We start from the raw sequence: 13,594 nt of genomic DNA, 5'->3' as shown, positions 1-13,594 counted from the left end.
GGGCCCGGTGGCCGGGCTCCGCCGCCCTTATGTATACGTGCTGCGGTGTTGGGGGGCTCCTGAGTCGGCTTGTCGGGGTCAGCAGAGGGCGCGTTCCAGGGTGGGGTGCAGGGGGAAGATCTTGGTCAGCTGCGTCACGTGGAAGACGTTCCGCACCCGCTCGCTGCCGCCCGCGAACGACAGGGTCCCGTTCGCCGCGCGCAGGCGGTGCGAGATCCCCACCAGCACGCCCAGGCCGGTCGAGTCCAGGAAGGTCACCCCGTCCAGGTCCACGATCAGGCTGCGGGCCCCGTTGTCGACCAGGTCGATCAGGACCTCGCGCAGGCGCTGGCTCGTGTTGACGTCGATGTCGCCGGAAAGTGCCACGATCGTGTGCTCGCCATAGCGGCGGTGGCCCGCGCTGAAGTCCACGGTTTCTCCTCTGGGCGTCATTTTCGATGACACTACCGAAAAGCGGCCGTCAATTGATGCAGCTTCGGCGGAAGAATGTCGTTCCAGTGGAGAAAAGTTATTAGCTTGCCAGCGTTTTTGCGAAATGTACTATTGCGCCATTGTTGTGGGGTCGGTCCTGTATGTACAGGTCCTCGGTGAAGGCTCCGATGAGGTGCAGGCCGCGGCCGTGCTCGGCGTTCGGGGAGCCCTCGCCGTGCCAGGTCGCGGTCGGGTCGGTGTGGTGGCCCCCGTCGATCACGTCCACCTCGCAGCGCTTGCTGTCCAGGCGCACCTTGACCTCGTACTCGCGGCTGGCGCGGGCGTGCTGGATCACGTTGGCGCACGCCTCCCCCAGTGCCAGGGCGATGTCGGCGCGGATATCGGCGCCGACCCCCAGGCCGCGTAGTGAGGCGTCCAGCGTGTGCCTCGCCAGCGGTGCGCTGCCGGCGTCCCTCGGCAAGGTCATTTCGAGCACGATGTTCACGCTCGCGCCTCCGTTCCCCTCGACAGTGGCGTCCTGCCCGGCGGGGAACGGCGGAAACGCGACGTAGCGCTAATGTGACGGGCGCCCCAGGGTCATCTGTCGGCTGGTGCCGCCACACTTTCGGCGGCGGACCGGAATGGAACCGGGCGCCTTTCCCGGATCAGCGGCGGGCGGCGGGGGCCTGCCGGTCGATCTCTCGGGCGAGGACGGCGACCATGCCGTCCACGGCCTCCGCGCCGTACCGCTCCTTGAGCGTGCCGAGGACGTCTTCGCGGGTCGCCTCGGCCAGCACGCCGCTCAGCACCGTGTGCGGCACCGCCCGTCCGGCTGACAATTCCTCGTAGCTGTGCTGGGTGATCCGCAGCAGCTCCGGATAACCGGCGGACTCCGTGAGGATCATCCGCGTCGCGTCCCTGAGGTCCATACGGGCGAGTGTAGGGGGCCTCGGGCCGCCTCTCCGGAGGGGCGGCGCGCCACGCGGCGGCCCAGCCGTTGCATGGGCAGCTCGACGTACCGGTAGGTCAGCGCGGACGCGCCGAGCACGCAGCCGACCAGCACCACCGCCCAGGCGATCCGTTCGGTGATCGCCGTCTGCTCCGGGTCGCCGGTGAGACGCCACACGATCTGCACGATCGGCTGGTGCAGCAGGTAGATCGAATAGCTGATCACGCCGAGCCAGGGCAGCGGGCGCGGGATCCGGCGGTGCCGTGCGGCCAGGCCCAGCAGGAACGTCAGCCATGCCGCCGCGACGGCCACCGGCCAGCCCCACTCCCCCTGCCCGTCGACGGCCGCGCGGACGCCGCCCGCGACGGTCAGCAGCGGCACGAGCGCGGCCAGCAGCGTCGCCCGGACGCGCGGCAGGCGGCCCTGCTGGATCTCTTGCAGCGCCGATCCGGCGAACATCGTCGCGATGATCGCCAGGCTCTCCGTCCCGCCGACCCGGTTGTTGAACGCCAGCAGCACCAGCGCCAGCAGGGCCAGCGTCACGCAGCCCGCGCGGCGTGCGGCGCGGCCGCGGCTCATCACCGCCAGCAGGCCGCCCGCCATCAGCACGGCCGCGCCGAGCACGGTGCCCGCCTGCGACCAGCCCGCCAGCAGCGCGGTGGGCAGCAGAGCGCCGACCAGCACCGCTCCCGCCGCGAAACCGGCGGCGATTCCGGCGCTGGCCCGGCGCACCCCGGCCACGAACAGGGCCGTGATGAGCAGGTAGAACACCATCTCGTAGGACAGCGTCCAGAACACGTTGACGACGTTGGGCGTGCCCAGCAGGTCCTGGAGCATGGTCAGGTGGGCCAGCGCGGTGACCCAGGGCCGTTCGGTCACGCCGGACGGCAACGGCCAGGCGACCGCCGTCACCGCCAGGAGCACGCCGAGCAGGGCGGCCACCGCCGCCAGCGGGTAGAGGCGGAACAGGCGGCCGACCCAGAACTCGCGGACGTTGCCGCGTCGTTCCAGCGACAGCGGCACGATGTAGCCGCTGACCAGGAAGAACACGAAGACGCCGTAGCGGCCGAAGTCGAACCAGGGGCTGGCGGAGTGGCGGATCTCCGGGAACAGCACGTTCAGCGTGTGCTCGAACACCACCACCAGGGCGGCGAGGCCGCGGAGGCCGTCGAGCCAGTCGAGGCGGCGGGGCCTCGGGACGGTCGGAGTGGTCGGATGGACAGCGGGAGCGAGAGTGCCGGCAACCATTCCTAGCCACCATAGGCGCGCTTGATGGGGGCTTGACGGTGAGGTTCCTGAAAGTTAGGGGTCTGTCCACCCGGGCATGGGCGCCGCCATGAGAATCGTTCATCTTCGTCCCAGGTCATGGAGCTGAGGCCCGCGGCCCGCAGCGTCCGCCAGCATCGGAAGGAGCGCGGGCAGCTCATCGTCAAGGCCGCGCTGGCGTCGGTGCTGGCCTGGCTGGCGGCGACCTACCTGGTGGGGCACTCCCAGCCCTACTTCGCGCCGCTGGCCGCGCTGCTGGGCGTCTATCCGACGGTGGCGCGCTCGTTGCGGGAGAGTGTGGCGTACGCGGCGGGCTTCGTGGTCGCGGCGCTGCTGGCGGTGCCGGTCGCGCTCCTGATCGGGCCGGGGCCGGTCGGGATCGCCGTCGTGATCGTGCTGGCGCTGCTGGTGGGCGAGCTGCCGTGGTTCGGGGAGCAGAGCGCGCAGATCCCGTTCACGGCGCTGTTCACGTTGCTGATGGGCGGTCATGACGTGCTGCCGTACGTCGAGCCGCGGCTGGTGGACGTGGCGGTCGGGCTCGTCACGGGGTTGGCGGTGAATTCGCTGCTGTTCCCGCCGCTGCACCTGCGGGGCGCGGACTACGCCGTCCAGGAGTTGCGGCACGATCTGGCCGCCGTGCTGGAGGACATGGCGACCGCGACCGACGACTTCGAGAGCTGGGACAACCGGTGGCAGCAGCAGGAGAACCGGCTGCTGCGCAGCGTCCGGTACGCGCGTTCGGCTTGCGACCAGGGCAGCGACAGCCTGCGCGGCAATCCGCGTACGAAACGCCGTTGGGAGCCGTGGGGAACGCCGCAGATGATGAGCGTGCTGGAGCGGGGCGTGGCCTATACGCGTTCCATTGCCGACGCCCTGAGGAAAGTGGACGGGGCCTCGGTGGACCCGTCGTTTCTGCGCGAATACGCGCACCAGTTATGCCTGCTGGCCGAAACCGTGCGGGACCTCCCCCGCGCGCAGGAGCAGGAACTCGAACCGATGGTGAAGGCGCAGCACACGCAGCGTTCGCTGGAAGAGCCCCATTACCGCGAGACCAGCACCCATCCGCCGGGGTTGTGGGACCCGCAGAAGGAACTGCTGCGGCTGAGCCAACTCATGCTGGACGACCTGAACACGCCGCTGCATTGACCCCTGGCTAAGATCCCCCAAACCAAGGGGGCGCGCATGTGGGAACTCCGGCCGGGCGATCCGCGGGAGATCGGCGTGCACAGGGTGACGCGGCGGCTTGGTGGGGGCGCGCAGGGCCCGGTCTACCTCTGCACGGCGCCGGACGGTGCGCAGGTGGCGGTGAAGCTGATGCGGCCGTTCGACCGGCCGAGTTCGCAGGAACGCCAGCAGGCGGCACGGCGCTTCGCCCATGAGTACCTGTACGTGCAGCGGTTGGCTTTGGTGGGCGTGGCTTCGGTTCTGGACACGGGCTGGATCGGAGACCGCCCCTACATCGTGAGCGAATATGTGGCGGGCCCGTCGTTGCGTCAGGCGGTGGAGGCGCGCGGGCCCGTGCCGGATACGGCGTTGGAACGGCTGGCGACGGAGACGTTGAGCGCGTTGGTGTCGCTGCATGAAGCCGGAGTGGTGCACGGAGACGTCAAGCCGGACAGCGTGCTGATGGGGCCGGACGGGCCACGGCTGGCGGGTTACGGGCTCGTCCGGGCGACCGCACCGGCGGACGTGCGGGGCTGGGCGGAGACGATGGTGTTCGCGTGCACTGGGACGCTGGATTCGGAGAACGTCCCGGACCCGCTCTATGACCTGGTGGAGGCGGCTCTGGAAGAGGACCCGTCCCGCCGTCCGACCGCGCGCCAGGCCTTGGACCACCTGCGGGGCGCGGCACTGATGCCGCCGGAGGAGGACGAGGGCCGCGACCTGCTGGACTGGCTGATCATCGCCCTGGCGGGGTTGGCGGCGCTGCTGGTCACGGTGCTGGTTTTGCTGCTGACGGATCCGTGGTGAGGAGTCGGCCGGTGAAACCGGCCGCGACCAGGCGATGGTAGGCGGCTTCAACGTCCTCGGGCACGTCCTGGACGACGGCGAAGCCGAGCGCGGGGTACTCGATGACGCGTTGCAGGTCGCCGACGAGCATGTCGATGACCAGCTTCTCGTCGCCGATCGAGGTCAGGTAGTCGGTGAGGGACAGGGGTTCGGACGTGCAGATCACCTCTGCCTCCGGCCAGAGCTTGCGAGCCGTGGCGAAGGTCCGGCGCTCCATGTACGGCTTGGAGATCAGGATGAGGGATTCGGGCTCGATCCCGGCTGCGGCGAGGACCGCGCGGGAGTAAGTGATGTTCTGCCCGGTGTTGGCGGCCTGTGGCTCAACGATGATCGCTTCGTTCGGGACGCCGAGGTCGATGGCGTGTTCGCGGTAGTGGACGGCTTCACCGCGCGGGAAGTAGGCAACGGTGGTCGGGCTGTTGCCGCCGGAGAACACCAACGTCTTGAAGAGCCCCTGGTGGAACAGCTCGGCGGCGAAGGTCGCCACTCCCAGGTCGTGGCTGCCGAGACCGATCGCGGCGGAGCAAGGCTTCAACTCGTGACCCATCAGGTGGTAGTCCCAGATGAGCTGGGCGTCGGCCAGGTGGGCGGCGGTGACCTCGCCGGTGGTGGCGGCACTGTCGTGCGTCACGGAGTCCCCTCGCGTCGTTGATCGGCGCTTCCCATGGTGTCTTTTCGCAGGTCGGTTGTTAACCGGCGCGCTCAAAGTCACGGTGAATCGTCTGGATGCTGCGCCGCTGATGCATTAGGCCGTTGGCGGCGGCCAAGGCGCTGGTTTTCTCCAGCATCTGGTGTCCGTCGTCGCGGGTACCGGTGTCCGACAGGAGGATGTGAGCGTGGGCGGTGGCTAGCCGCACCCGCTGCACCGGGCTGTCAGCCGCCAAGCTGGCGCCCTGTCCGTGGTCGGGGACGGTGTCCAGCTCCCGCGGCGTCGGCTCGTGAGCGGTCCACGCGCCGGTGGAACCGTTGATCGGAATCGTGATGTCCGGTGTGCCGACGTGCGGCGGATCTCCCCTGAGCCTGCCGTCGAGGTGTCCGGCGTCGCGTCCGTTCGCCCAGCGCTGGTTGTCCCGCGCCTGGCGGGGAGCGCCGCGCTGACCGAGGCCGGCACGGGGACCTGGCGGGTGGCGGCGGTGCTGTCGTCACTGCCATGGTGATCCTTTTTGCGGGGTGGTGGTCGGGGTTCAGGTGTTGAGGAGTCCGCGCCGCAGCGCTGCGGCGATCTCGACCGCCCGGCGGGTCTGGAATTCGACGGCGGCGAGATTGGCGTCGGCGACGTTGCGGGGGGCGTAGCCGGAGACGCTGCTCGCCCCGTAGGGGTTGCCGTTGGCCGGATCGAATTGGACGGGGTCCGCGAAACCGGGCGGGACGATGATCGCGCCCCAGTGGTAGAAGGTGTTGTTGAGCGCCAGCAGGGTGCTCTCCTGGCCGCCGTGACCGGTCGCGGTCGAGGTGAACGAGGAGACGACCTTGTTCACCAGCCTGCCCTGGGACCACAGGCCGCCGGTGGTGTCGATGAACTGCTTCAGCTGCGCCGCGGGAAGGCCGAACCGGGTCGGGGTGCCGAAGAGGACGACGTCGGCCCACTCCAGATCGGCCGTGCTCGCCTCGGCGACGTCCGCGGTGGCCGCGGCGTGCTCGGCCCAGGCCGGGTTGCTCTCGACGGCCGCGGCGGGCGCCAGTTCGGCGACCTTCAGCAGACGGACCTGGTCGGCGCCCGCCTTCTCCGCGGCTCGGGCCGCGGCCTCCGCCATGGCGTGGATGTTCCCGGTGGAGGAGTAGTAGATGACGGCCACGTTGGTCATGGGAACGCTCGTTTCGTGGATGGGGACGACGGATCAGGGTCAGACGAAGAAGCTGTCGTGGCGGCGGAAGAACTCCGCGCGCTCCTCCTCGGTGAGGCCGGCCAGCTCGGTGACGCCTTCGAAGTACTCCTCGCGAGGCGCGCCCGGGGCGAAGAGCATGAGCATGGAGACGGGTTCGCCGGACTCGTTGCGGAAGGCGTGCAGCCCGCCCACCGGCACGTACAGGTAGTCGCCGGAAGTGGCGTCGATCCAGCGCCGGCCGTCGAACAGCCGCATCGTGCCGGACAGGATGAAGAACGACTCCGACATCGACCGGTGGAAATGCGTGCTGGGCCCGACCGCCTCCGGTCCCATGTCCACCCGGTACAGGCCGTACTCACCGCCGGTGGAGGCGGTGGTGGACAGGTAGTGGTAGGTGGTGCTCCCGGAGACGAAGTCGGGCTCGGCGGTCGCGGGCCGGAAGCCGGCGTTGACCTCGCCGTGCTCACCGAGGTAGCGGGCGGCAGGATAGGACATGGTCGCTCCTTGGACGAGGGCTGACTAGATGACCGCTAAGCTAATTAGTGCTTGCGCGAATGTCAACTAAATGAGTGCTCATCTATCTGCTGGAGGAGGAACCATGGCGGACGCGGTGGAGGCGGTACTGGAGCAGTGGCGCCGGGAACGTCCCGATCTCGACGTCTCGCCGATCGGCGTCGTCGGTCGGGTCATGCGGCTGGCCCGGCTCTGGGACAAGGAGATCAAGGACCTCCTCGACGAGCACGATCTGGAGCCGGGCGAGTTCGACGTCCTGTCCACGCTGCGGCGCTCCGGAGAGCCCTACGCGCTGACGGCCAAGACGTTCCTCAAGGCGTCCCTCGTCACCACCGGGGCGATCACGTTGCGGGTCGACCGCATGGCGGCCAAAGGGCTGGTCGACCGCGTGCCCGACGCCACCGACCGCCGCTCGGTCAAGATCCGCCTCACCCCGTTGGGGCTGGAGGTGATCGACCGGGTCCTCCCCCTCCACCTGGCCAACGAGGCCCGCCTCATCGAGAGCCTGGACGCCGCCGAACACCGGCACCTGACGGCCGCGCTCGCCGCGCTGCTGGAAGCCCGGGGGGACACACCCGCCCGTACCGGCCACTGATCCCTGGGTGCGCTCGGCGTCCCCTTGCGGGACGCGGCAGCCGGGAAGGTTCGGGAACGACGAAGCCCCAGGCTCTGGGAGCTGGGGCTTCGTCGGGTGGAGCGGATGACGGGAATCGAACCCGCGCTATCAGCTTGGGAAGCTGAAGTTCTGCCATTGAACTACATCCGCGTGCCGTGGTCCCTGGAGACCGCTGCTCGCACATCGTACCGGAAAACCTCGGGTTGGCGAGTCGGGGACGGCTTGGCGCGCGGGGGGTCGCCGAGCCGGTAGCTTTTCTGACGTGCTGCTCTCCGATCGTGACATCAGGGCCGAAATCGAGTCCGGGCGGGTGAAGATCGACCCGTTCGAGGCCGAGATGGTCCAGCCGTCCAGTGTGGACGTCCGGCTCGACCGCTACTTCCGGGTCTTCGAGAACCACCGGTACCCGCACATCGACCCCGCCGTCGAGCAGCCGGACCTCACGCGGCTCGTCGAGCCCGAGGGGGACGAGGCGTTCGTGCTGCATCCCGGGGAGTTCGTGCTCGCCTCCACCTACGAGGTGTTCACGTTGCCCGACGATCTCGCGGCGCGGCTGGAGGGCAAGTCCAGCCTCGGGCGGCTCGGGCTGCTCACGCACTCGACGGCCGGGTGGATCGACCCCGGGTTCACCGGGCACGTGACGCTGGAGCTGTCCAATGTCGCGACCCTGCCGATCAAGTTGTGGCCGGGGATGAAGATCGGCCAGATGTGCCTGTTCCGGGCCAGCTCTCCGGCCGAGCATCCCTATGGGTCCGCCGAGTACGGGTCGCGTTACCAGGGGCAGCGCGGGCCCACGCCGTCGCGTTCCTACATGAATTTCCATCGCACCAAGGTGTGACTTTCGATCAAGGGGCCGTCGCTGGCGACGGCCCCTTTTGTGTGGGTGGCGGCCCCTTTGACCAGGGAGAGGTCGTTCTAAACCTCGTTGTGATGCACTTCACCTAAAGATGAAACCTTTTCTCTTTACGGGTAGCTTCAAGCGACGCATAGGCCAGGTGAACGGTTGACGCCTGTTTGGTGTGGACTTCACCTGCCGTCCGAAGAACGCGCTTGATTGTGTTTCCGCGCGCCTCCGGTCAGGGGGCGGCATCCGCCGGGTGCCGCCCCCTGACCGCAGGCGGCGGAGGCCCGGGAGGAGATCGTGTCCATACTCCGCGCAGAGAGAGTGACCAAGCTGTTCGGCCGCAAGGCCGGTGAGGCCGCGCGCAGGATCGCGGCCGGCGCCGGACCCGAGGAGGTCCGCGCGCTCGGGGTGACCGCCGCCGTCGTGGACGTCTCGTTCGAGGTCCGGCAGGGCGAGATCTTCGTGGTCATGGGCCTGTCCGGGTCCGGCAAGTCCACGCTGATCCGCATGTTGAACGGGCTCCTGGAGCCGACGTCGGGCCAGATCCTCGTCGACGGCACCGAGCTGACCGGGCTCGCTCCCAAGGCGCTGCGCGAGCTGCGCCAGAGCAAGATCAGCATGGTGTTCCAGCACTTCGCGCTGTTCCCGCACCGGACCGTGCTGGAGAACGCCGCCTACCCGCTGGAGGTCCGGAACGTTCCCAAGGCGGAACGGTTGAGGACGGCCCGCGAGTTCCTGGCCAAGGTCGGGCTCGACGGGTGGGAGGACAAGCTCCCCAACGAATTGTCCGGCGGTATGCAGCAGCGCGTCGGCATCGCCCGCGCATTGGCGGCGGGCACCGACATCATGCTGATGGACGAGGCGTTCAGCGCCCTGGACCCGCTCATCCGGCGGGAGATGCAGGAGCTTTTGCTGGAACTCCAGAGCGATCTCGGAAAGACGATCGTGTTCATCACGCACGACCTCGGCGAGGCCATGCGGATCGGCGATCGCATCGCCATGTTGCGGGGCGGTCGCGTCATGCAGATCGGCACTCCCGAGGAGATCCTGACCGATCCCGCCAACGATTACGTCGCGCAGTTCGTCGCCGACGTGGACCGCGCCCGCGTGCTGACCGCCGCGTCGGTCATGGAGAAGCCGCTGTCGATCGTGGACCCCGGCAACGGGCCGCGCGCCGCCGTCCGCGCCATGCGCGAGAGCCAGACCGCGGGCGCGTTCGTCGTCGGCCGCGACCGCAGGCTGATCGGCGCCGTCTACGCGCAGCAGGCCGCCCAGGCCGTGCGCGACGGCGTGAACTCGCTCGACGGTTTGATCGACACCGCCCTCGACCCGGTGGACCCCGACACCCCGCTGGCCGAGCTGTTCACCCGCTGCGCCGAGAGCGTCATCCCGGTGCCGGTCGCCGACGGCGCGGGGCGGCTGCTCGGCGTCATCCCGCGCGTCACCCTGCTGGCGGCGCTCGGCAACCTCAACGGCGGCACGGGGGACCTCGACGGAGCGCTGGTCCCGGCGGGTAAGGAGGTGGCCAGCCATGGCTAAGCTCCCCCTCGGCGACTGGGTGGACGACGGCGTCGCCTACCTCACCGAGCACGGCCGGCCCGTGTTCGACGCGATCAAGACCGTGGTCGGCGGCCTGGTGGACGCGCTGGAGTCGGTGCTGACCGGCCCGCCGCTGCTGGTGATCGTCGCGATCGTGGCGCTGCTCGGCTGGTGGTTGCGCGGCCCGGTGTTCGCGGTGCTGAGCGTCGTCGGCCTGCTGCTGATCGACAACCTCGGCGAGTGGAACGCCGCCATGCAGACGCTCGCGCTGGTCCTGGTGGCCAGCTTCGGCGCGCTGCTGGTGGGCGTCCCGCTGGGCGTCTGGGCTGCGCGGCGGCCCCGGGTCGCGGCGGTCGTGCAGCCGGTGCTGGACTTCATGCAGACCATGCCGGCGTTCGTGTACCTGATCCCGGCGGTGTTCTTCTTCGGCATCGACCAGGTGCCCGGCGTCATCGCCACGATGATCTTCGCGCTGCCGCCCGGCGTGCGGCTGACCCGGCTCGGCATCAGCCAGGTCGACAAGGAGATGGTGGAGGCCGCCGAGGCGTTCGGCACCCCGCCGCGCCAGACGTTGTTGCGGGTGCAGCTCCCGCTGGCGCTCGGCACGATCATGACCGGCGTCAACCAGGTGATCATGCTGTCGCTGTCCATGGTCGTCATCTCCGGCATGGTCGGCGCGGGCGGCCTGGGCTCGGAGGTGTTCGGCGCGATCACGCAGCTGAACGTGGGCAAGGGCTTCGAGGCGGGCCTGTCGGTGGTCATCCTGGCCATCACGCTGGACCGGCTCACCGGCGCGCTCGGCGGGCGGCTCAGCCCGGTCGCGCGGCGCAGCGCCGCGGCGGTCTCGCACAGCGGGTGGAACGCCGTCCTGCACTTCCGGCCGCGCCCGGCGTTCGCGCTGGGCGGCGCGCTGGTGCTGGCGCTCGTGTCGACGGGGTTCGCGCTGACCGGCGGCAAGACCGAGGGCAAGCAGGTCACCATCGGCTACGTCCCGTGGGACGAGGGCATCGCGATCAGCTTCCTGTGGAAGCGGGCGCTGGAGGACAAGGGCTACGCCGTCACTATGAAGCAGGTGGACGCGGGCCCGCTGTACTCGGGGCTCGCCTCGGGTGATGTGGACGTGTTCCTGGACTCCTGGCTGCCCGGCACCCACGCCGACTACTACGGCAGGTACAAGGACAAGCTGGAGAAGATCGGCGTCTGGTACGACAACGGCAGCATGCAGCTCGCGGTGCTGAAGGACGACCCGGCCAACAGCACGGCCGACATCGCCGGGAACCCGGGCCGCTACCAGGGCCGGATCGTCGGCATCGAGCCCAGCGCGGGCGAGATGAAGATCGTCAAGGAGAAGGTGATGCCCGCCTACGGGCTGACCGGCAAGTTCAAGCTCCTCCAGAGCAGCACCCCGGCGATGCTGGCCGAGCTGACGCGCGCCGCCAACGCCAAGCAGCCGATCGTGGTGACGTTGTGGAAGCCGCACTGGGCCTACACGAAGTTCCCGATCAAGCCGCTGGCCGACCCGCAGAAGGCGTTCGGCGACGCCGAGAAGCTCACCATGCTGGGCCGTCCGGGCTTCACCAAGGACTTCCCCGAGCTGACCGGCTGGCTGAAGAAGTTCACGATGACCGACGAGCAGCTCTTCCCGCTGGAGGACCTGGTCGTCAACAAGTACAAGGGCCGCGAGGCGCAGGGCGTCGCGGAGTGGGTCGAGGCCAACCCGGACTTCCTGAAGAAGATCACGGGCTGACCCGGTGGGCCGTCCGGCTGCGGCCGGGCGGCCCGCCGTCGCTCAGCCCGCCAGGCCGACCACGAACAGCACGATCACCACGCCCGTGACCGTGCTCAGCAGCGTCATCACCCTCGGGTGCCCGCTGTGCGCCTCCGGCAGGATCTCCGCCGCCGCCAGGTACAGCAGCACCCCCGCGAAGAACCCCAGGTAGGGACCCAGCACCGGCTTGGGGACGGTCACCACCAGCGTCACCAGCGCCCCGGCGATCGGCGCGAGCGCGTCGGCGCCCAGCAGCGCCAGCGCGGGCCGCCGGTCGGCGCGGTGCAGCGACGCGGCCGTGAAGGTGTTGAAGCCGTCGGCGAAGTCGTGGGCGATCACCGCCAGCGCGACCAGCAGCCCGGCCTCGGTGCCCGACTGGAAGCCCAGCCCGATGCTGAGCCCGTCCACGAAGCTGTGCCCGACCAGCGCGCCCGCCGCCAGCAGCCCCGACGCGCCGGACGCGTGGGTGTGCGGCGCGTACTCGTGCTCGTGGCCCCGGTGGATGGCGGCGGCCTGCTCGATCACGTGCAGCAGCAGGAAGCCGCCCGCGAACCCGACCATCGGCGCGGGCACGTGCAGCACGCTCGCCGACGAGATCTCCAGCGCCCCCGGCACCAGGTCGAACGCGACCACGCCGAGGATCAGCCCGCCCGCCAATCCCAGCACCAGGTGCCGGTGGTCCCGCACGCGCATGGCGACCAGACCCCCGACCAGGGTCATCAGGAAGGCCACCACGGACAGGACGAGCGCCATGCCTCGTTTCTACAAGCCGCCCCCGCTTGGTGGCGGCCGGTGGCGCCCACCGCCGCCCCATGAACCCCTAGAGATCGCTTGACCGGCCGGGGCGGGCACGACCGCGCCCCGGGCCGGCTTGAGGCGCGGACAAGCCGGAACGGGGCGCGTGGTCGTCACGGGACGACCGTGACGTGACTGTCGTGCCCGGTACACCCGTTGCGTACACCTTGCTGGGCTTTATTCGCAGGCGACGCCGTCGCCGTCCCGGTCGAGCTTGCGGCTGTACCCGGGGTCGCCCGTCCGGAGGGGTGTCACTCCTGCGGCGTGGGCGGCGGCGCAGTTGGCGTAGTAGGTGCTGCCGCCGCTGTCCTCGCGCGGCTTGGGGGCGGGCGGAGCGGCGGGCTTGCGGCGCAGCTCGCCGTACGGGTCCTGCGGGCACCGGGTACCGCTTCTGACCAGCGTCAACGTGGCCTGCGTGGTGGTGGGTTCGGTGATCTCCTCCCCCGCCTCCGGGTCCTGGAAGCAGACCTTCCACGCCTCGGCCGCCGCTGGGACTTGGACGTCGGTGTAGGCGCTGGCGGCCTCGACCCGCGTGACGCCGACCCTGCGGAAGAGGGCCGAGGCCGTCTTGAACGAGCGGCCGACGACGTTGGGCGCCTTCGGCGAGACGGGCGCCTGGCCGTCCGCCTGGGGGCAGGGCCCGCCGCGGCGCACCACCGCGAAGTCGATCGTGGTGGCGGAGGGGACGGCCTGGGTCCCGGCGGCGGGCTGCTGGAAGCACACCTGCCAGTTGCCGTCGGCCCACTGGGAGGCGTCGCCCGCCGTCGCGTCGTGCGAGTCGGTCTTGAAGCCCGCCCGTCCGGCCGCGCGTCTGGCGTCGTTCAGCGCCTGCCCGGTGTAGTCGGGCACCGGGACCGAGGCGGAGGCGGAGGCCGTCTCCTTGACGCCGGCGTCGGCGGTGACGGACTCGCAGCCCGCCAGGGCGAGGAGAAGGGGCAGGGCCATCAGGAGACGCTTACGACCGGGCATTGGCCAATGGTCCCGAAGGCGGGGTTTTGCCACAGGAAGAACGGTGAACCCGCTGTGTCCAGGTACGGACACATAGCGAACGGCCCCG

General features: G+C 69.8%; 16 protein-coding genes and 1 tRNA gene. 6 read left to right on the top strand and 11 right to left on the bottom strand.

Annotation, left to right across the window (positions count from 1 at the left end):
* Nucleotides 1-78: 78 nt before the first annotated feature.
* The 4 genes from AH6_RS29495 to AH6_RS29480 all read right to left on the bottom strand — a co-directional run bounded on the left by AH6_RS29495 (nucleotide 79) and on the right by AH6_RS29480 (nucleotide 2,608).
* Nucleotides 79-411, bottom strand: a complete 333-nt coding sequence (locus AH6_RS29495; RefSeq protein ID WP_067486347.1) for an STAS domain-containing protein — start codon at nucleotides 409-411, stop codon at nucleotides 79-81.
* Nucleotides 412-511: 100 nt separating this feature from the next.
* The gene (locus tag AH6_RS29490; protein ID WP_245679523.1) at nucleotides 512-898 is read right to left on the bottom strand and encodes an ATP-binding protein; all 387 of its coding nucleotides are present in this window, start codon (nucleotides 896-898) and stop codon (nucleotides 512-514) included.
* 178 nt (nucleotides 899-1,076) lie between these two features.
* Nucleotides 1,077-1,340, bottom strand: coding sequence for a hypothetical protein (locus AH6_RS29485; protein WP_067486343.1), 264 nt, complete (start codon nucleotides 1,338-1,340; stop codon nucleotides 1,077-1,079).
* On the bottom strand, nucleotides 1,313-2,608 hold the full coding sequence (locus AH6_RS29480) for an acyltransferase family protein (protein ID WP_067486340.1): 1,296 nt from the start codon (nucleotides 2,606-2,608) through the stop codon (nucleotides 1,313-1,315). The genes AH6_RS29485 and AH6_RS29480 overlap by 28 nt, the downstream gene beginning before the upstream one ends.
* A 117-nt stretch (nucleotides 2,609-2,725) precedes the next feature.
* On the opposite strand from AH6_RS29480, the gene AH6_RS29475 reads away from it, so the two are divergent.
* Both AH6_RS29475 and AH6_RS29470 read left to right on the top strand, forming a co-directional pair.
* Complete coding sequence (locus AH6_RS29475; RefSeq protein WP_067486338.1) at nucleotides 2,726-3,772, top strand: FUSC family protein; 1,047 nt, start codon at nucleotides 2,726-2,728, stop codon at nucleotides 3,770-3,772.
* Between the two features lie 36 nt (nucleotides 3,773-3,808).
* Nucleotides 3,809-4,597 carry a protein kinase domain-containing protein gene (locus AH6_RS29470; protein ID WP_083983590.1) on the top strand — a complete coding sequence of 263 codons (789 nt, stop codon included), beginning with the start codon at nucleotides 3,809-3,811 and terminating at the stop codon, nucleotides 4,595-4,597.
* Here AH6_RS29470 and AH6_RS29465 read toward each other — a convergent pair.
* The 4 genes from AH6_RS29465 to AH6_RS29455 form a co-directional block, all read right to left on the bottom strand.
* A complete protein-coding gene (locus tag AH6_RS29465) occupies nucleotides 4,560-5,267 on the bottom strand; it encodes a YdcF family protein (protein WP_067486334.1) in 708 nt (235 codons plus the stop codon). The genes AH6_RS29470 and AH6_RS29465 overlap by 38 nt on opposite strands.
* A 58-nt stretch (nucleotides 5,268-5,325) precedes the next feature.
* Entirely contained in the window at nucleotides 5,326-5,520 is a 195-nt protein-coding gene (locus AH6_RS44220) for a hypothetical protein (RefSeq protein WP_157431797.1), read from the bottom strand.
* Between the two features lie 300 nt (nucleotides 5,521-5,820).
* Nucleotides 5,821-6,441: an NAD(P)H:quinone oxidoreductase gene (gene wrbA / locus AH6_RS29460; protein WP_067486332.1), complete on the bottom strand. Its 621-nt coding sequence runs from the start codon at nucleotides 6,439-6,441 to the stop codon at nucleotides 5,821-5,823.
* Nucleotides 6,442-6,480: 39 nt separating this feature from the next.
* Nucleotides 6,481-6,957, bottom strand: a complete 477-nt coding sequence (locus AH6_RS29455; protein ID WP_067486330.1) for a cupin domain-containing protein — start codon at nucleotides 6,955-6,957, stop codon at nucleotides 6,481-6,483.
* A 103-nt stretch (nucleotides 6,958-7,060) separates the two neighbouring features.
* Between AH6_RS29455 and AH6_RS29450 the strand changes: the two genes are divergently transcribed.
* Nucleotides 7,061-7,570, top strand: a complete 510-nt coding sequence (locus tag AH6_RS29450; protein WP_067486328.1) for a MarR family winged helix-turn-helix transcriptional regulator — start codon at nucleotides 7,061-7,063, stop codon at nucleotides 7,568-7,570.
* Between the two features lie 97 nt (nucleotides 7,571-7,667).
* Here the strand turns inward: AH6_RS29450 and AH6_RS29445 are convergent.
* A tRNA-Gly gene (locus AH6_RS29445) sits at nucleotides 7,668-7,741 on the bottom strand.
* 112 nt (nucleotides 7,742-7,853) lie between these two features.
* Between AH6_RS29445 and dcd the strand changes: the two genes are divergently transcribed.
* From dcd to AH6_RS46140, 3 genes are all read left to right on the top strand, one after another.
* A complete protein-coding gene (gene dcd, locus AH6_RS29440; RefSeq protein WP_067486326.1) occupies nucleotides 7,854-8,429 on the top strand; it encodes a dCTP deaminase in 576 nt (191 codons plus the stop codon).
* 327 nt (nucleotides 8,430-8,756) lie between these two features.
* Nucleotides 8,757-9,974: a quaternary amine ABC transporter ATP-binding protein gene (locus AH6_RS29435; RefSeq protein ID WP_281180293.1), complete on the top strand. Its 1,218-nt coding sequence runs from the start codon at nucleotides 8,757-8,759 to the stop codon at nucleotides 9,972-9,974.
* Nucleotides 9,967-11,721 (top strand): ABC transporter permease/substrate binding protein, encoded by a 1,755-nt coding sequence (locus tag AH6_RS46140; RefSeq protein WP_067486324.1) that lies wholly within the window; start codon nucleotides 9,967-9,969, stop codon nucleotides 11,719-11,721. The genes AH6_RS29435 and AH6_RS46140 overlap by 8 nt, the downstream gene beginning before the upstream one ends.
* A 42-nt stretch (nucleotides 11,722-11,763) precedes the next feature.
* Here the strand turns inward: AH6_RS46140 and AH6_RS29425 are convergent, their stop codons facing one another.
* Together AH6_RS29425 and AH6_RS29420 are read right to left on the bottom strand one after the other, a co-directional pair.
* Nucleotides 11,764-12,495: a ZIP family metal transporter gene (locus tag AH6_RS29425; protein WP_067486322.1), complete on the bottom strand. Its 732-nt coding sequence runs from the start codon at nucleotides 12,493-12,495 to the stop codon at nucleotides 11,764-11,766.
* A 219-nt stretch (nucleotides 12,496-12,714) separates the two neighbouring features.
* Entirely contained in the window at nucleotides 12,715-13,506 is a 792-nt protein-coding gene (locus AH6_RS29420) for an excalibur calcium-binding domain-containing protein (RefSeq protein WP_083983588.1), read from the bottom strand.
* Nucleotides 13,507-13,594 lie beyond the last annotated feature (88 nt).

It is taken from the genome of Actinomadura hibisca NBRC 15177, assembly GCF_001552635.1.
Lineage (GTDB): Bacteria > Actinomycetota > Actinomycetes > Streptosporangiales > Streptosporangiaceae > Spirillospora > Spirillospora hibisca.
Note: the sequence above shows the minus strand (reverse complement) of the source record. Positions and strands in the feature narration are given on the sequence as shown.